The organism is Amnibacterium sp. CER49 (genome assembly GCF_029846255.1).
Lineage (GTDB): Bacteria > Actinomycetota > Actinomycetes > Actinomycetales > Microbacteriaceae > Amnibacterium.
Genome location: NZ_JARVWQ010000001.1, coordinates 1,591,921 through 1,608,813, shown reverse-complemented (window position 1 = coordinate 1,608,813; position 16,893 = coordinate 1,591,921). Strand labels below are relative to the sequence as shown.

At 71.1% G+C, this 16,893-nt stretch carries 14 protein-coding genes; 7 read left to right on the top strand and 7 right to left on the bottom strand.

Features of this window, described 5'->3' with window-relative positions; all coding sequences use genetic code 11:
• Positions 1–48 precede the first annotated feature (48 nt).
• Both QDR37_RS07815 and QDR37_RS07810 read right to left on the bottom strand, forming a co-directional pair.
• Positions 49–879, bottom strand: coding sequence for a flagellin (locus QDR37_RS07815; RefSeq protein WP_279713060.1), 831 nt, complete (start codon positions 877–879; stop codon positions 49–51).
• A gap of 131 nt (positions 880–1,010) precedes the next feature.
• Entirely contained in the window at positions 1,011–1,832 is an 822-nt protein-coding gene (locus QDR37_RS07810) for a sigma-70 family RNA polymerase sigma factor (RefSeq protein WP_279713059.1), read from the bottom strand.
• Between the two features lie 272 nt (positions 1,833–2,104).
• On the opposite strand from QDR37_RS07810, the gene QDR37_RS07805 reads away from it, so the two are divergent.
• From QDR37_RS07805 to QDR37_RS07790, 4 genes are read left to right on the top strand one after another with little or no spacing between them, the layout of a single operon-like run.
• Positions 2,105–2,605: a flagellar protein FlgN gene (locus QDR37_RS07805; RefSeq protein ID WP_279713058.1), complete on the top strand. Its 501-nt coding sequence runs from the start codon at positions 2,105–2,107 to the stop codon at positions 2,603–2,605.
• Positions 2,605–4,032: a flagellar hook-associated protein FlgK gene (gene flgK / locus QDR37_RS07800; protein WP_279713057.1), complete on the top strand. Its 1,428-nt coding sequence runs from the start codon at positions 2,605–2,607 to the stop codon at positions 4,030–4,032. Before QDR37_RS07805 ends, flgK begins: the two co-directional genes overlap by 1 nt.
• Before the next feature lie 3 nt (positions 4,033–4,035).
• Positions 4,036–4,929, top strand: coding sequence for a flagellar hook-associated protein FlgL (gene flgL, locus QDR37_RS07795; protein ID WP_279713056.1), 894 nt, complete (start codon positions 4,036–4,038; stop codon positions 4,927–4,929).
• Positions 4,926–5,324 carry a flagellar assembly protein FliW gene (locus QDR37_RS07790; RefSeq protein ID WP_279713055.1) on the top strand — a complete coding sequence of 133 codons (399 nt, stop codon included), beginning with the start codon at positions 4,926–4,928 and terminating at the stop codon, positions 5,322–5,324. The genes flgL and QDR37_RS07790 overlap by 4 nt, the downstream gene beginning before the upstream one ends.
• Before the next feature lie 5 nt (positions 5,325–5,329).
• Here QDR37_RS07790 and QDR37_RS07785 read toward each other — a convergent pair whose 3' ends face one another.
• From QDR37_RS07785 to rpoB, 3 genes are all read right to left on the bottom strand, one after another.
• Complete coding sequence (locus QDR37_RS07785) at positions 5,330–5,737, bottom strand: hypothetical protein (RefSeq protein ID WP_279713054.1); 408 nt, start codon at positions 5,735–5,737, stop codon at positions 5,330–5,332.
• A 412-nt stretch (positions 5,738–6,149) separates the two neighbouring features.
• Positions 6,150–9,998, bottom strand: coding sequence for a DNA-directed RNA polymerase subunit beta' (locus QDR37_RS07780; RefSeq protein ID WP_279713053.1), 3,849 nt, complete (start codon positions 9,996–9,998; stop codon positions 6,150–6,152).
• Positions 9,999–10,051: 53 nt separating this feature from the next.
• Positions 10,052–13,570: a DNA-directed RNA polymerase subunit beta gene (gene rpoB / locus QDR37_RS07775; RefSeq protein ID WP_279713052.1), complete on the bottom strand. Its 3,519-nt coding sequence runs from the start codon at positions 13,568–13,570 to the stop codon at positions 10,052–10,054.
• Positions 13,571–14,026: 456 nt separating this feature from the next.
• Between rpoB and QDR37_RS07770 the strand changes: the two genes are divergently transcribed.
• Together QDR37_RS07770 and QDR37_RS07765 are read left to right on the top strand one after the other, a co-directional pair.
• Positions 14,027–14,878, top strand: a complete 852-nt coding sequence (locus QDR37_RS07770) for a fused MFS/spermidine synthase (RefSeq protein WP_279713051.1) — start codon at positions 14,027–14,029, stop codon at positions 14,876–14,878.
• A 97-nt stretch (positions 14,879–14,975) separates the two neighbouring features.
• Positions 14,976–15,485 (top strand): SprT-like domain-containing protein, encoded by a 510-nt coding sequence (locus tag QDR37_RS07765; RefSeq protein ID WP_279713050.1) that lies wholly within the window; start codon positions 14,976–14,978, stop codon positions 15,483–15,485.
• Here the strand turns inward: QDR37_RS07765 and QDR37_RS07760 are convergent.
• Complete coding sequence (locus QDR37_RS07760) at positions 15,475–15,777, bottom strand: DUF427 domain-containing protein (protein WP_279713049.1); 303 nt, start codon at positions 15,775–15,777, stop codon at positions 15,475–15,477. The genes QDR37_RS07765 and QDR37_RS07760 overlap by 11 nt on opposite strands.
• A gap of 234 nt (positions 15,778–16,011) precedes the next feature.
• Between QDR37_RS07760 and QDR37_RS07755 the strand changes: the two genes are divergently transcribed.
• Positions 16,012–16,524, top strand: a complete 513-nt coding sequence (locus QDR37_RS07755) for a hypothetical protein (protein WP_279713048.1) — start codon at positions 16,012–16,014, stop codon at positions 16,522–16,524.
• On the opposite strand, the gene QDR37_RS07750 is transcribed toward QDR37_RS07755, so the two are convergent.
• Entirely contained in the window at positions 16,521–16,874 is a 354-nt protein-coding gene (locus QDR37_RS07750; protein WP_279713047.1) for a hypothetical protein, read from the bottom strand. The genes QDR37_RS07755 and QDR37_RS07750 overlap by 4 nt on opposite strands.
• Positions 16,875–16,893 lie beyond the last annotated feature (19 nt).

Here is a 16,893-nt window from a genome sequence, read left to right as displayed (position 1 = left end):
CGCGGGAGCGAGCTCCCGCGCCACCGTGCGTTGGTGATGCGGCTGCGACTACTGCAGCAGCTTCAGGATGCCCTGCGTGCTGGCGTTGGCCTGCGCGAGCATGGCCGTGCCGGCCTGCGACAGCACGTTCGACCGCGAGTAGTTGACCATCTCCTGCGCCATGTCGACGTCGGTGATGCGGCTCTTCGCAGCGGACAGGTTGGTGATCGACGTGCTGATCGTCGACACCGCGCTGGCGAAGCGGTTCTCGAGCGCGCCGATGCTGGCGCGCGCGGTGGAGACCGTCCCGAGGGCGGTGTCGATCGCCGTGATCGACGACTGCGCCGCCGACGCGCTGGCGTAGGAGTTGCTGGCGAGCGTCGTCGCGATGCCGCCCAGGTTCGCGCTGGACAGGTTCACCGCGATCTGGTTGTCCGCACCCGCGTCCGCACCCACCTGGAAGGTGAGGGCCGTGGCGGTGCCGTCGAGCAGCGCGGTGCCGTTGAACTTCACGGCGGTGCTCAGGCGGGTGAGCTCGTTGGTGATGCTCGTCGCCTCCGTCTGGATGGCGGTACGAGCCGTGGCGCTGTTCGAGTCGTTGCCCGCCTGCACCGCGAGGTCACGGAGACGGCCGAGGAGCGACTGGGCCTGCGAGAGGCCGCCGTCCGCGGTCTGCACCACCGAGACACCGTCCTGGGCGTTGCGGCTGGCCTGCTGGAGGCCGGACACCTGCGAGCCGAGGGCGGTCGAGATCGTGAGGCCCGCCGCGTCATCGCCGGCGTTGTTGATGCGGAGACCGCTCGACAGCTTGGCGAGGGACGACGACAGCGAGTTCTGCACGTTCGTCAGGTTCCGATACGTGTTGAGCGCATCGATGTTGGTGTTGATTGCGAATCCCATTGCTTCCTCCGTGATGTCTGGGGTTCTGGTGTTGTTGTTCGCGGTCCATCCGTGGTCCGACGCGAATACCGATCGGCTCCGGTTCCGCCGCCGTTAGCGGTTTTCCCGAAGAGGGGTCAACGGCAGCCGATTCATCCCGCCGCGGAGAGCATCCCCGGGGCGGAAGCGGGAGGCGCGGTGCGCATCGCCGCGGTCGCAGTCTCGGCGAGACGTGCAAGGTAGGCGGCACGACGCGCCGGGGCGAGCTTCGAGTGCGCCTCCTCCGCCGGCTGCGCGGCGGCGTAGTGGCGCTCGAGACCGTCGCGCATGAGCCGCACGGCCTCCGTGCGCTGCTGCGAGACGGCGGAATGCGTGAGCCCGAGCTCCTCTGCCAGCTCCCCCACCCCGCGGTCGTGGAAGTAGATCTGCTCGACGATGTAGCGCATCCGCTCGGGCAGCGAGGCGACCGCGGCGCGCACGTACCGGGTGCGCTCCGTCTCCAGCACGACGTCCTCCGGTGTGGCTGCGTCGGCGGCGACGAGGTCGGCCACGCCCTCGTCGAGCGACGCGACGGACCGGGTCGAGTCCGCGATCGCCGACTCGACGCTGCGGCGGTCGACGCCGAGCGACTCCGCCATCTCGTCCGTCGACGGCGCCCGCCCCAGGGCGTTCGTCAGGGCCTCCTGCACCTGTAGCGAGTCCTTGATCCGCTTGCGAGCGGTGCGGCTCGCCCAGTCGGCCGCGCGCATCTCGTCGGCGATCGCGCCGGTGATGCGCCGGCGCGCGTATGCACTGAAGGGGACGCCGAGGGCGGGGTCGAACGACTGCGCCGCGAGCAGCAGGCCGAGGGCGCCGGCCGACGCGAGGTCGTCGCGGGAGACGTGGGGCGCCTTGCGGGCGACCTCCTGGACGATGTAGCCGACGATCACCAGGTGCTCGCGCACCAGGGCGTCGCGCTCGGCGCGTGCGGTCATGGGGTCCCCCAGCGGTGTTCGACGGAGCTGCAGACCGGATCCCTCCGGCGGTCGTGAGCGTAGGAAGCGGTTCGTCAGAGGCGGCGGACGCGGACCGGTTCGGCGTCAGCCCCGCGACTCCCCCAGTTCGGGGACGGCCGCGCCTCCCGGGCCGCGGAACTGCGCGCCTCTACACTCCGAGCGACCGGGGCCGGGCGCGGCGCGCGCTGACCGATCGGCGCGACGTGCCGATAGGTCCCGGGGTACCGCGGAGTCGAGCCGGGAGGAGCGGGATGAGCGCGAACGAGCTGTCGAACCTGCTCTGGCGCGAGCGCGAGCTGCTCGAGCTGCTCGTGTTCAAGCTCGAGGAGGAGCAGCTGCTGCTCACCGCGGGCCGCTCGAAGTGGCTGCACCACGCCACCCGCGAGGTCGAGGCGGTGCTCGGGCACCTGCGGACCGCTGGCATCGAGCGCACCGTCGAGGCCTCCGCCGTCGCGGTGGAGTGGGGCCTGCCCGAGGACGCGACGCTGCGGCAGCTCGTCGAGGGCTCCCCGTCGGACCTGTGGCGCGACCTCTTCTCCTCGCACCTCGCCGCGCTGACGGCGCTCACCGCGCAGATCGCCGACGTGCGCGACACGAACCTCACGTACCTGCGGGCCGCGACGCGCGCGACGCAGGAGACGCTCGCCACCGTCGGCGCGGGCGCGCCCGCGGGCAGCGGCTACGACGGGCGCGGCGCCGCGACCGGCATGCGCTCGGGCGCCTTCGCGCACCTCTTCGATCGGCAGGGCTGATGGCCGGCACGTTCGGGATCCTGGGCACCGCGTACAGCGGCCTCGCCGCCGCGCGTGCGGCGCTCGAGGTGACCGGGCAGAACGTCTCGAACGCGAACACCGTCGGCTACACCCGGCAGCGGGTCGACCAGGCCGAGGTCGCGGTCGCGCCCGCCGCCTCCTTCCGAGGCGACCAGGTCGGGCAGGGCGTCAAGGTGACCGGGATCTCCCGCATCACCGACGAGATGCTGAACGCCCGGGTGCGCACCACGGCGGGCACGAGCAGCTACTGGTCGACGACCGCCTCCGCGGTGTCCTCGGTCGAGGGCTCGCTGAACGAGCCGGGGACCACCGGCATCTCCTCGGCGCTGTCGGACTTCTGGGCCGACTGGCAGGGCATGGCGAACGATGCCGGGTCGACGCAGACCTCGGCGGCGCAGGCGGCCGTGCTGATCGGTCAGGGGCAGCTGGTCGCCAACCGGATCAGCGCCGGCTACACCGCCGCCACGAACGCGTGGAGCGGCTCCCGCACCGCCCTCTCGACCACCGTCGCCACGATCAACGCGGCGGCGAAGCAGGTCGCGACGCTGAACGACCAGATCAACCGCACGCAGCTCTCGGGCGCGGGCGCGAACGAGCTGATCGACCAGCGCGACACCGCGCTCGGCACCCTCGCGACGCTCGCCGGCGCCACGACGCGGGTGAACACCGACGGCACCGTCGACGTCTCGATCGGCGGCAACGCGATCGTCTCCGGCGTCACAGCCCGGTCGCTCCGCGTCGCCGGGACGAACGACCTCGCCGCCGCGGGCACCGACCCGGTGCGGCTCGAGTGGACGGACACCGGACGCACCGCCGCGGTCGACGGCGGCGAGGTCGCCGCGCGCCTCAGCACCCTCGCCGGTCCCGCGGCCGGCGGCTCCGGCGGCGTCTACGCGGAGGCGGCGAAGGTCTACAACGACCTCGCGACCTCGCTGGCGAGCCAGGTGAACGCGCTGCACCAGCAGGGCAGCACCACCTCCGGCGCGACGGGCCTCGACTTCTTCAGGGTCGGCACCACCGGCCCCGCGGCGCTGAGCCTCTCGGTCGTGCCGACCGACGCCACCGGCATCGCGGCCGCCGACCCCGCGAAGGGCACCGCCGACGGCAGCATCGCCGACGCGATCTCGCAGCTCGGCTCGGCCTCCGGCTCCCCCGACGCGGCGTGGACCTCGTTCGTGTCGAAGATCGGCGTCCAGTCGCAGAGCGCGACGGCGCAGTCGAGCCTCGCCGACTCGGCGTCCAAGGCGGCGACCACCGCGCAGACCTCGGAGAGCGGCGTCGACCTCGACGAGGAGACGGCGAACCTCGTGACCTTCCAGCACGCCTACCAGGCCGCGGCCCGGGTGCTGACGACGGTCGACTCGATGCTCGACACCATCATCAACAAGATGGGGATCGGGGCGTAACGCATGATCGGCCGCGTCACCAGCCAGCAGATCTACCAGTCGTCGCAGCAGCGCATCTCGACCGCGAAGGTGCGCCTCTCGCAGCTGCAGGACGAGTCGAGCTCCGGCTCGCGGATCACGAAGCCCTCGGACGACCCGACCGCGGCCGCCGCGGCGCTGCAGGTGCGCGCCCAGCAGCGCGCGACCGCGCAGTACGGCACGAACATCGCGGACGGCCTGGGCTGGCTCGCGACCGTCGACGCGTCGCTCACCTCGTCGGAGAACGCGCTCCGGCAGGCCGTCGACCTGACGGTGCAGGGCGCGAACGGCGCCACCCTGTCGCCCGCGAGCCGCGAGGCCCTCGCGACGCAGCTCGACGGGCTGAAGGCCGACCTGCTCGGGCAGGCGAACACGAAGTACCTCGGACGCACCGTCTTCGCCGGCAACTCCGACTCGGGGGCCGCCTTCGACGGCACGACCTACGCGTACAGCGGCGCGAGCGGCAGCACCGTCGACCGGCGGGTGTCAGCGACCGAGACCGTGCCGGTGTCGGCTGACGGCGCCGCGGCCTACGGCACCGGGTCGTCGTCCGTGTTCGCCACGATCGACTCGATCTCCGCAGCGCTGCGCTCGGGCGACCAGGCGGCCGTGACGAACGGCCTGACGGCCCTGCAGACGGCGACGACGAGGCTGAGCGCCGAGCACGCCGTGGTCGGTGCGCACTACGCTCGCCTCCAGCAGGCCAAGACCGAGAACGGCAACACCTCCACGGCGCTCGAGACCCAGCGCTCCGGCATCGAGGACGCGGACGCCGCTCAGGTCCTCATCGACCTGAAGAGCCAGGAGCTCACCTACCAGACCGCCCTCGCCGTGACCGCGCAGAGCCTCCAACAGACCCTGATGAACTACCTCCGATGAGCCTTTCCGCACCTGTCAGCAACGCCCTGCGCCTCACGTTCACCGCTCCCCCGCCGGGGCTCGCCCCGCTCGTCGAGTTCGAGCTCGCGCCCGTGCCGGGCGGCGTCGGCCTCTACACCCTGCGTGACCTGGCGGGCGCCGACCTGCGCCTGTTCCTCGTCGACCCGCGCTTCTACGTGCCGGAGTACGCCCCCGGCATCCCCGCGGAGCAGCTCGCGCGCCTCGGCGCTGCGAGCCCTGCGGAGCTCGACGTCTACGTCGTCGCGACGCTCGCCGCCGAGGCGCCCGTCGTGAACCTGCTCGCGCCGATCCTCGTGAACGCCGGGTCGGCCAGCGCGACGCAGGTGATCCTCGAGGAGGACTGGCCGCTGCAGGCCGAGCTCATCGCCGCTTGAGGCGGCTACTCGCCGCAGAGCTCCTGCAGCAGCCGGTCGGCGAGCTCCTGCACCCGCGGCTCGACGTAGGCGTCGATGGTGCGGAGGATCTGCGACCGCTGCCGCCCGACGCACGCCGCCGCGTCCGACCGGAGCCGGCTGCGCAGCCCGTCGACGTCGTCCTGGCCGAGGAACGGCTGCAGGGCGAGGGAGCGGCGCACGTGCTCCGTGACGAGCCCGTCGAGGGCGGTCACGAGGGCGTGCAGGGCACCGTGCGGGACGTCGGTCAGGTCGAGCTCGTCCGCCCAGGACGGGCAGGCGGGACAGAGGCCGTCGCGCCGGCGGGCGGCGGCGGGGTCCCAGCGGGGGAGCCACGCGAGCCACTGGGCGACGGCGCGGTCGAGCTCGCGCTCGAGACGGTAGGGACGGAGCATCAGCGGATCCGTCCGGCTTCGGACTGGGGGGCTCGGGACGCGCTCGGGCGAGCGGCACGGGCCACGGGAGGCAGCGTGGTCACGGGGTTTCCGTACGGGGGTAGGGAGCGCGTCGGGGGAACGCGGCATACCGGCTGGGTGACCGGTGCCTCCCCACGCTAGGTGTCGCACCCCTGCGGCTCCACCCCCCAATGAGGTCACATCCCTCTTCGCGGATCCGGACTTCCTGCGCGGATCCGGACTTCTCGGACGACGCGCCGTCCAGAGGGGCGGAGCGGCGGCGTGTCGCGCGATTTCTCCGGATCCGCGAGCCGTGCTGGATCGGCGCACGGCGTGATCGTCTCCGGCAACGGAAAGGGCCCCTGGGAGGCGCTCAGCGCTTCCCAGGGGCCCTCTCGAAGGGAGACCTACATCACTGGTAGGTGCCCGGCGAGTAGTCGTCGCTCGAGAACGAGTCGAAGTCGACGAACGACAGATCGGCCTCGTTGAAGACCGACTCGTCGCCGAAGGACCGCAGCGGGTACCGCTCGGCCTTCGCCTCCTCCGTGGGCTCGACCTTCACGTCGCGGTACTTCGCGAGGCCGGTGCCCGCCGGGATCAGCTTGCCGATGATCACGTTCTCCTTGAGGCCGAGCAGCGGGTCGGACTTGCCGTCCATCGCCGCCTGCGTGAGCACGCGGGTGGTCTCCTGGAACGAGGCGGCCGACAGCCACGACTCGGTCGCGAGGGACGCCTTCGTGATGCCCATGACCTCCTGGCGCGCCGACGCGGTCTTGCGACCCTCGGCGAGCGCCGCCCGGTTCACGTCCTGGTACCGCGAGCGGTCCACGAGCTCACCGGGGAGCAGGTCGGTGTCGCCGTGGTCGACGACGGTGACCTTGCGGAGCATCTGGCGGACGATGACCTCGATGTGCTTGTCGTGGATCGGCACGCCCTGGCTGCGGTAGACGCCCTGGACGCCCTCCACGAGGTGCAGCTGCACGGCGCGGACGCCCTTGACGCGCAGCACCTCCTTCGGGTCCAGGTTGCCGACGTGCAGCTGCTGGCCGAGCTCGACGTGCTGCCCGTCCTCGACGAGGAGGGTGGCGCGCTTCAGCACCGGGTAGGCGTGCGGCTCGTCGCCGTTGTCGGGCGTGAGGATCAGCTTCCGCTGCCGGTCGGTGTCCTCGATGGTGATGACACCGGCGGCCTCGGCGATCGGGGACGCGCCCTTGGGGGTGCGGGCCTCGAACAGCTCCTGCACGCGGGGCAGACCCTGCGTGATGTCGTCCGCCGAGGCGACACCACCCGTGTGGAAGGTGCGCATCGTCAGCTGCGTGCCGGGCTCACCGATCGACTGGGCGGCGATGATGCCGACCGCCTCGCCGATGTCGACGAGCTTGCCGGTCGCGAGCGAACGGCCGTAGCAGGCGGCGCAGACGCCGACCGCGGACTCGCAGGTGAGCACCGAGCGCACCTTGATGTGCTCGACACCCGCCTCGACGAGCTTCGCGATGAGCACGTCGCCGACGTCCTCACCGGCGGCGGCGAGCACCTCGCCGGCCTCGCTCACGACGTCCGTCGCGAGCGTGCGGCCGTAGACCGCGTTCTCGACGTTCTCGCGGGTGGAGAGGTCGAGACCGCGCGACGTGCCGCAGTCGTCCTCGCGGATGATCACGTCCTGGCTCACGTCGACGAGACGACGGGTGAGGTACCCGGAGTCCGCCGTGCGGAGGGCCGTGTCGGCGAGGCCCTTGCGGGCGCCGTGGGTGGAGATGAAGTACTCCGCCACCGTCAGGCCCTCGCGGTACGAATGCACGATCGGGCGCGGGATGATGTCGCCCTTCGGGTTCGACACGAGGCCGCGCATACCGGCGATCTGACGGACCTGCATCCAGTTGCCGCGGGCGCCCGAGGACACCATGCGGTTGATGTTGTTGCCGGCCGGGAGGTTCGCCTCCATGGCCCGCGCGACCTCGGCGGTGGCGCGGTTCCAGATCTCGATGAGCTCCTGGCGGCGCTCCTCGTCGGTGATGAGGCCCGTCTCGTACTGCGACTGGACCTTCGCGGCCTGCTTCTCGTAGCCCGCGAGGATCTCGGCCTTGGTCGGCGGCGTGAGCACGTCGGACAGCGCGACCGTGACGCCGGAGCGCGTGGCCCAGTAGAAGCCCGCGTCCTTGATCCGGTCGAGCGTCGCCGCGACCTCCACCTTCGGGTACCGCTCGGCGAGGTCGTTGACGATCGACGAGATGCGGCCCTTGTCGGCGAGCGCGTCGACGAACGGGTAGTCCGTCGGCAGCGCCTCGTTGAAGAGCGCGCGACCCAGGCTGGTCTCGAGCAGGATCGTGTCGCCGTCGGCGAAGCCCTCGGGGGCCTGGCCCTCGGGCGGCACGATGCCGGAGAGGCGGATGCGGACCTTCGCGTTGAGGTCGAGCGTGCCGGCGTCCTTGGCCATGATCGCCTCGGAGACCGACGAGAACACGCGGCCCTCACCCACGGCACCGGGCTTGATCGTGGTCAGGTGGTGCAGGCCGATGATCATGTCCTGGCTGGGCAGGGTCACCGGACGGCCGTCGGACGGCTTCAGGATGTTGTTCGAGGCGAGCATGAGGATGCGCGCCTCGGCCTGGGCCTCGACGGACAGCGGCAGGTGCACGGCCATCTGGTCGCCGTCGAAGTCGGCGTTGAACGCCGAGCAGACGAGCGGGTGCAGCTGGATGGCCTTGCCCTCGACGAGCTGCGGCTCGAACGCCTGGATGCCGAGGCGGTGCAGGGTCGGCGCGCGGTTCAGCAGCACGGGGCGCTCGCGGATGATCTCCTCGAGCACGTCCCACACCTGCGGGCGCGAGCGCTCGACCATGCGCTTGGCGGCCTTGATGTTCTGCGCGTGGCTCAGGTCGATGAGGCGCTTGATGACGAACGGCTTGAACAGCTCGAGCGCCATCTGCTTCGGCAGGCCGCACTGGTGCAGCTTCAGCTGCGGGCCGACGACGATGACCGAGCGGCCCGAGTAGTCGACGCGCTTGCCGAGCAGGTTCTGGCGGAACCGGCCCTGCTTGCCCTTCAGCATGTCGGACAGGCTCTTCAGCGCCCGGTTGCCGGTGCCCGTGACGGGACGGCCGCGGCGGCCGTTGTCGAACAGGGCGTCGACCGCCTCCTGCAGCATGCGCTTCTCGTTGTTCACGATGATCTCGGGGGCACCGAGGTCGAGCAGGCGGCGGAGCCGGTTGTTCCGGTTGATGACGCGGCGGTACAGGTCGTTCAGGTCGCTCGTGGCGAACCGGCCGCCGTCGAGCTGCACCATCGGGCGCAGCTCCGGCGGGATGACCGGGACGACGTCGAGCACCATCGCGGCCGGCGAGTTGCCGGTCTGGATGAACGAGTTGACGACCTTGAGCCGCTTGATGGCGCGGATCTTCTTCTGGCCCTTGCCCTCGGCGATCTGCTGGTGCAGCAGGTCGCTCTCGGCCTGGAGGTCGAAGGTCTCGAGGCGCTTCTTGATCGCCTCGGCGCCCATGAACGCCTCGAAGTAGGTGCCGTAGCGGTCGACGAGCTCGTTGTAGATCGCGTCCTCGGGCTTGAGGTCGCCGACCTTCAGGTTGCGGAACTCCTCCCACACCCGCTCGAGCTGCGCGACCTGGTCGTCGAAGGAGCGGCGGATCTGCGCCATCTCCTTCTCGCCGACGTCGCGGGTGCGGCGCTTCTGGTCGCTCTTCGCGCCCTCCTCCTCGAGCGCCGCGAGGTCCTGCTCGAGGCGGGCGAGGCGGTCGTTGATGCGGGCGTCGCGCTGGTCGGTGAGCGTCTTGATCTCGAGGCGCAGCTCGTTCTCGAGGTCGGGCATGTCGTCGTGACGGCCCTCGTCGTCGACCTCGATGATCATGTACGCCGCGAAGTAGATGACCTTCTCGAGGTCCTTCGGCGCCATGTCGAGCAGGTAGCCGAGCCGGCTCGGCACACCCTTGAAGTACCAGATGTGCGTGACCGGCGCGGCGAGCTCGATGTGGCCCATTCGCTCGCGCCGCACGGAGGACTTGGTGACCTCCACGCCGCAGCGCTCGCAGACGATGCCCTTGAAGCGGACGCGCTTGTACTTGCCGCAGGCGCACTCCCAGTCGCGGGAGGGCCCGAAGATCTGCTCCCCGAAGAGGCCGTCCTTCTCCGGCTTCAGGGTGCGGTAGTTGATGGTCTCCGGCTTCTTGACCTCGCCGTAGGACCAGCGACGGATGTCGTCGCCGGTGGCGAGGCCGATGCGGAGCTCATCGAACGTGGTGACGTCGAGCACTGAATCTCTTCTCTACTTGCGATTCGAGTCGTTTGTCTTCGGGTGGGCGCGGATCAGATGTCGTCGATCGAGGACGACTCGAACCGGGCGGAGATGTTGATGCCGAGCTCCTCCGCCGCGCGGAACACCTCGTCGTCGGTGTCGCGCAGCGAGACCGCCGTGCCGTCGGCCGCGAGGACCTCGACGTTCAGGCAGAGCGACTGCATCTCCTTGATCAGCACCTTGAAGGACTCGGGGATTCCCGGCTCCTGGATGTTCTCGCCCTTGACGATCGCCTCGTACACCTTGACGCGGCCGAGGATGTCGTCGGACTTGATCGTGAGCAGCTCCTGCAGCGCGTACGCCGCGCCGTAGGCCTCGAGCGCCCACACCTCCATCTCGCCGAAGCGCTGGCCGCCGAACTGCGCCTTCCCGCCCAGCGGCTGCTGGGTGATCATCGAGTAGGGGCCGGTCGACCGGGCGTGGATCTTGTCGTCCACCAGGTGGTGCAGCTTCAGGATGTACATGTAGCCGACGCTCACCGGGTCGGGGAACGGCTCACCCGAGCGGCCGTCGAACAGCACCGTCTTGCCCGTGCTGTCGATGAGACGATCGCCGTCGCGGGTGGGGTTCGTCGAGTCGAGCAGACCCGCGATCTCCTCCTCCGCGGCACCGTCGAACACCGGGGTGGCGAGCTTCGTGCCGGCGGGGGCGCTGTACGCGTCCTGCGGCAGGCGGCGCGCCCACTCGGGCTCGCCCTCGACCTGCCAGCCCTGCTTCGCGACCCACCCCAGGTGCGTCTCGAGGACCTGGCCGAAGTTCATGCGGCCGGGGATGCCGAGCGGGTTCAGGATCACGTCGACCGGGGTCCCGTCGGCGAGGAACGGCATGTCCTCGACCGGCAGGATCTTCGAGATGACGCCCTTGTTGCCGTGACGGCCGGCGAGCTTGTCGCCCTCGGTGATCTTGCGCTTCTGGGCGATGTAGACGACCACGCGCTGGTTCACGCCGGAGCCGAGCTCGTCGTCGTTCTCCGCCGAGAACTCCTTGACCGCGATGACCGTGCCCTGCTCGCCGTGCGGCACCTTGAGGGACGTGTCGCGCACCTCGCGGCTCTTCTCGTTGAAGATCGCGCGGAGCAGGCGCTCCTCGGCCGACAGCTCGGTCTCGCCCTTCGGCGTGACCTTGCCGACGAGGATGTCGCCGGGGCTCACCTCGGCGCCGATGCGGATGATGCCGCGCTCGTCGAGGTCGGCGAGCAGGTCCGGCGCCACGTTCGGCAGATCGCGGGTGATCTCCTCCTTGCCGAGCTTGGTGTCGCGGGCGTCGACCTCGTACTCCTCGATGTGGATCGAGGAGAGGACGTCGTCCTTCACCAGGTTCTGGCTGAGGATGATCGCGTCCTCGAAGTTGTGGCCCTCCCACGGCATGAACGCGACGAGGAGGTTCTTGCCGAGCGCGAGCTCGCCGTTCTCCGTCGCGGGGCCGTCGGCGAGCACCTGGCCGACCTCGACGCGCTGGCCGGCGTCGACGATCACGCGGTGGTTGTACGACGTGCCCTGGTTCGAGCGGTCGAACTTGCGCAGGTAGTACGACTCGGTGCCGCCGTCGTCGAGCTGGACGGTGACCGCGTCGGCCGAGACCTCGGCGACGACACCCGCGTTGTTCGCGGTGACGACGTCGCCGGCGTCGATCGCGGCGTAGCCCTCCATGCCGGTGCCGACGACCGGGCTCTCGCTGCGGAGCAGCGGAACGGCCTGGCGCTGCATGTTCGCACCCATGAGGGCGCGGTTCGCGTCGTCGTGCTCGAGGAACGGGATGAGCGAGGTCGCCACCGACACCATCTGGCGCGGCGAGACGTCCATGTAGTCGACCCGGTCCTTCGCCACGAGCTCGACCTCGCCGCCCTTCGGGCGCACGAGCACGAGGTCCTCGGCGAAGGACATGTCGGCGTTCAGCGGCGCGTTGGCCTGGGCGACGAGGTGCTCGTCCTCCTCGCTCGCCGTGAGGTAGTGGATGTCGTCGGTGACGACACCGTTCTCGACGCGGCGGTACGGCGTCTCGATGAAGCCGAACGAGTTGATGCGGGCGAACGACGCGAGCGAGCCGATCAGGCCGATGTTCGGGCCCTCGGGGGTCTCGATCGGGCACATGCGGCCGTAGTGGCTCGGGTGCACGTCGCGGACCTCGACGCCGGCGCGCTCACGGGACAGACCGCCGGGGCCGAGCGCCGACAGGCGGCGCTTGTGGGTCAGCCCCGCGAGCGGGTTGTTCTGGTCCATGAACTGCGACAGCTGGCTCGTGCCGAAGAACTCCTTGATCGCGGCCACGACGGGGCGCACGTTGATCAGGGTCTGCGGCGTGATCGCCTCGATGTCCTGCGTGGTCATGCGCTCGCGGACGACGCGCTCCATGCGGGACAGGCCCGTGCGGACCTGGTTCTGGATGAGCTCGCCGACCGCGCGGATGCGGCGGTTGCCGAAGTGGTCGATGTCGTCGACGTCGAGCCGCACGTCGACCGAGCCGCCGTCGCGCTGGCCGTCGATCGCGTAGATGCGCTCGCCGACCTGCTTGACGGCCGGGGCGGCCGTGTCGTGCAGGGCCACGAGGTAGCGGATCGTCGCGATGATGTCGTCGACCGTGAGCACGGTGTCGGTCAGCGGCGCGTCGATGCCGAGCTTGCGGTTGATCTTGTAGCGGCCGACCTTCGCGAGGTCGTAGCGCTTCGGGTTGAAGTAGAAGTTGTCGAGCAGCGCGCGGGCGGCCTCGGCGGCCACCTGCTCGCCCGGACGGAGCTTGCGGTAGATGTCCTTGAGCGCCTCGTCCTTCGTGAGGATGTTGTCCTTCTCGAGGGTGAGCTCGATCGACGAGAAGCCCTGGAACTGCTCGAGGATCTCCTCGCTCGTGAGGCCGAGGGCCTTCAGGAACACCGTCACGGACTGCTTGCGCTTGCGGTCGATGCGCACGCCCACCTGGTCGCGCTTGTCGATCTCGAACTCGAGCCACGCGCCGCGGCTCGGGATGATGCGCGCCGAGTAGACGTCCTTGTCGGAGGTCTTCTCCTGGGTGCGCTCGAAGTAGACGCCGGGCGAGCGGACGAGCTGGCTCACCACGACGCGCTCGGTGCCGTTGATGATGAAGGTGCCCTTGTCGGTCATGAGCGGGAAGTCGCCCATGAAGACCGTCTGGGTCTTGATCTCACCCGTGAGGTGGTTCATGAACTCGGCCTCGACGTACAGCGGCGCCGCGAACGTCTTGCCGCGCTCCTTGCACTCCTCGATCGAGTACTTCTTCTCCTCGAGGAACGGGTTCGTGAAGCTCAGCTGCATCGTCTCGCTGAGGTCCTCGATCGGGGAGATCTCCTCGAAGATCTCCTCGAGCCCGCTCTGCGCGGGGAGGTCGTTGCGGCCGGCTGCCTGCGCCTCGGCGACCCGGGCCTTCCAGGCGTCGCTGCCGACGAGCCAGTCGAAGCTCTCGGTCTGCAGGGCGAGGAGGTCGGGGACCGTCAGGGTGTCGGCGATCTTGGCGAAGGAGAGGCGGGACGCCCCTCGGCCGTTCACAGGGGTGGTGGGAGCGTTCGGCGCGGAAACCAAGGAGATGGGACCTTTCGGTCAGGATCGCGGCCGGAGCTGGACGCGGTCCTGATTCCTGTCGTGTCGGTTGAGGAGGGAGCGGCGTGTCCGCGCGCTCGAGACCGCCCGGCGCACCACGCTCTTGCTTCGAGCGAGAGCAGGCGCACGGGATCGCCGACCGCAATATGAGGGCGAGAAGTCGACTGGTGGCAGGGGCCGACCAGTGAGCGCAAGGGACAAGCATAGACCCGGATACGGGACATGTCCAGCCGGATGCTTGACCCCGTCCCCCGGCCTGCGCTATAACCGCGCGCTGCCCGCGATCACTGGGCTCATCCTCGCGCCGCCGCTGCTGCGGCGCCAGGTCGCCGGCAGTCCGGCCGGCCGAGCTGGGCCCACAGCCGGTGTTCCCGGCTGGGGAGAGCGCCCGGCCTCCCGACCCAGCACGCCCCACCGCGCGTCGCCTAATCTCGCGGCGTGGCGACCTCCGACTCGGTGCTCCTCTCCGGCGGCCAGGTCGCGACGATCGAGCGCGACCGCTGGAACCCCGAGCGCTACGAGCTCGTCGTCGACGGCACGCCGCAGTCGAGCGTGAACCCGGTCGATCCCACCGACCTCGCCTTCGAGTACGTCGCGCGCATCGGGCACGTCATCGACCTGCTCGCCGAGCCCCGGGCGCCGATCACCGCGGTGCACTTCGGCGCCGGCGGCCTCACGCTGCCGCGCTACGTCGCGTGGACCCGGCCCGGGTCGCGGCAGCAGGTGATCGAGCTCGAGCGGGCGCTCGTCGACCTCGTCCGCGAACGGCTGCCGCTGCCGAAGGGCGAATCGATCCGCATCCGCTACGGCGACGCCCGCGACGTCGCCGAGCGCATGCCGGAGGGCCTCACCGGTGCCGCGGACCTCGTGGTCGTCGACGTCTTCGCGGGGTCGCGCATCCCCGCGCACGTGACGACGGTCGAGTTCTACTCGCTCGCCGCCCGCCTGCTCGCGCCCGACGGGGTGCTCGCCGTGAACGTCGCGGACGGCGCCGGCCTGCCGTTCGCCCGCGGCCAGCTCGCGACGCTGCAGGCCGTGGTGCCGCACGTCGCGGCGCTCGCCGAGCCGCAGGTCCTGCGCGGGCGGCGGTTCGGCAACCTCGTGCTGCTCGCCTCACCGGGGCCGCTGCCGCTCGAGTGGCTGCCGCGCCTCCTCGCCGCGGGACCGCATCCCGCCCAGGCGGTGTCGGGCGACGAGCTCGACCGCCTCGTCGCGGGCGCGAAGCCCGTGACGGACGCCTCGGCGACCGGATCGCCGGAGCCGGGTCGCGGCGTCTTCCTCGAGCGCTGAGATCCGCTCCTCCCCAGGCACGGGCGAGCGGCGCGCAGCGACACGGGGAGCGCGGCCTGCCCCGGCAGCGACGGAGGGCCGCCGTACAGTACGCGGCATGGTCGACGCCGCGGTCGTGACGGACATCGCCGAGGGGCTGCTCGCCGCGCACCTCGGAGGCGGCGGCTGGTCCTTCGGCTTCGACAACGCCCGACGGCGGGCGGGCGCCTGCGACTACGCGCGGCGACGCATCACGGTCTCGCGGTACCTCGTGGCCAAGGCGTCGGAGGACGAGGTGCGGCAGGTGCTGCTGCACGAGGTGGCGCATGCGCTGGCCGGCCACGCCGCCGCGCACGGCGCCCGGTGGAAGACCGCGGCGAGGCGCATCGGGTACACGGGCGCCCGCCTCCACCCCGGCTCGATCGCCGACGAGACGGCGCCCTGGGTGGGCACCTGCCCGTCGGGCCACGTCCACTACCGCTTCCGGCGGCCGACGGCCCCGCTGTCGTGCGGGCTCTGCGGCACGCGGTTCTCGGCCGCCACCCTGATCGAGTGGCGGCCGCGGCCGGCGCAGGCGCACGCCGCGCCGGCCGCGCGGGCCCTCATCGGATCCGGGTCTAGTCGGTGACCCGGACCTCCTTCCAGAACGCCACGTAGTCGCTGAAGTCCTTGCCGACGCGGTCGAACGCGCTCGGGTACGGGTGCGGGTAGCTCCACGCGCGGTCCTGCAGGCGCTGCCCGTCGCTGCTCACCGTGAAGTACTGGCACTCGCCCTTCCAGGGGCAGGTGTACGGCGTCGGGCTCTTCTCGAGCAGGTCCGACTTCACGCTCGCGGGCGGGAAGTACCAGTTGCCCTCGATGGAGATGAGCTCCTCCTTCGGCGCCTCTGCGATCACGGTGTCGCCCAGCACGGCCTTCATGCGGTTCCTCCTGTCGTTCGCGGCCGGCGCGCGCCGGCCCGTCCGGGGCAACCCCCGTCGTCGCGGCCCGCATTCCCGCGGGGTGTCCCCCACAGCGATTCCGCAGCCCGCCCTGCTCCGGAGCCGTGCCGCTTCGGCCGGCGGGGAGCGGCGAGGATCCGGAGCAGCGGCGGTGATCAGGGGTGGACGGCCGGGGGGACGCGCAGGAGTCGCGCCGATACTGGCCGGATGCGGATGACCGTGATGTTGAAGGAGCGGCTCGAGTGCCGGCCCGACGCCGCGTGGCGCGCCCTGCGATCCCCCACGGTGATGCGCGAGGTGGCGGGGCCGTGGCTCGGCTACACCTCGCTCGAGGACAGCGGCTTCCCCTCGATCTGGGAGCCCGGCGGCCACCCCGTGCGGCTGCTCGCGGGCGGCCTCGTACCGGTGGGCGAGCAGGACATCGACATCCGGCTCGACACGACGAGCCACGACGGCGTGCGCATCGTCCGCGACGCCGGGCACGGCATGGCGGGGGTGCCCGCGACGATCCGCTCCTGGTACCACCGCATGGCGGTCGCGCCGCATCCGGACGACCCGGGCGCCACCCTCTACCGCGACCGGCTCGAGTTCGACGCGGGCGCGCTGACACCGGTGCTGTGGCCCGGCATGTGGAGCCTCTGGCAGTGGCGGGGCGCGCGCATCAAGGCGCTCGCACCCGGGTTCGACGAGCTCCCGTCAGCGGGCGAGGACGAGCAGGCGGCCTAGCCCGGCCGCACCACCGTGAGCACCGCGGTCGCGCCGTTCACGACGACGGCGGCCGCGGTGAGCCAGCGCAGGCCGCCGCGGGCCGAGCGCAGCAGGAGCAGCACGAGCAGCACGACCTCGAGCGGCACCGTGAGGTAGAGCACCGGGATCGTCGTCGAGACGAACGGCTGCACCGGCCGGAACGTCGCGACGAGCAGCAGCAGCCCGAGCACGAGCTCGACCACCGCGATCAGGGCGCCGCTCGCGGGGCGCCGGAACCGGATCGCGGCGTCGGCGACGGCGAGGACGGCGCCCGCGACCGCGGCGATCGGGAGGACGGCGACGGGGATCGTCGGGACGGCGGCGAGCACGGGGAGCGACGCTACCGAC

Bases quoted from the DNA above. Each gene is read 5' to 3' on its own strand.
- QDR37_RS07790 (WP_279713055.1), top strand. From the start codon at position 4,926: ATGAGCCTTTCCGCACCTGTCAGCAACGCCCTGCGCCTCACGTTCACC.
- QDR37_RS07785 (WP_279713054.1), bottom strand. From the start codon at position 5,737: ATGCTCCGTCCCTACCGTCTCGAGCGCGAGCTCGACCGCGCCGTCGCC.
- QDR37_RS07765 (WP_279713050.1), top strand. From the start codon at position 14,976: ATGGTCGACGCCGCGGTCGTGACGGACATCGCCGAGGGGCTGCTCGCC.
- QDR37_RS07810 (WP_279713059.1), bottom strand. From the start codon at position 1,832: ATGACCGCACGCGCCGAGCGCGACGCCCTGGTGCGCGAGCACCTGGTG.
- QDR37_RS07805 (WP_279713058.1), top strand. From the start codon at position 2,105: ATGAGCGCGAACGAGCTGTCGAACCTGCTCTGGCGCGAGCGCGAGCTG.
- QDR37_RS07815 (WP_279713060.1), bottom strand. From the start codon at position 879: ATGGGATTCGCAATCAACACCAACATCGATGCGCTCAACACGTATCGG.
- QDR37_RS07760 (WP_279713049.1), bottom strand. From the start codon at position 15,777: ATGAAGGCCGTGCTGGGCGACACCGTGATCGCAGAGGCGCCGAAGGAG.
- flgK (WP_279713057.1), top strand. From the start codon at position 2,605: ATGGCCGGCACGTTCGGGATCCTGGGCACCGCGTACAGCGGCCTCGCC.
- QDR37_RS07755 (WP_279713048.1), top strand. From the start codon at position 16,012: ATGACCGTGATGTTGAAGGAGCGGCTCGAGTGCCGGCCCGACGCCGCG.
- flgL (WP_279713056.1), top strand. From the start codon at position 4,036: ATGATCGGCCGCGTCACCAGCCAGCAGATCTACCAGTCGTCGCAGCAG.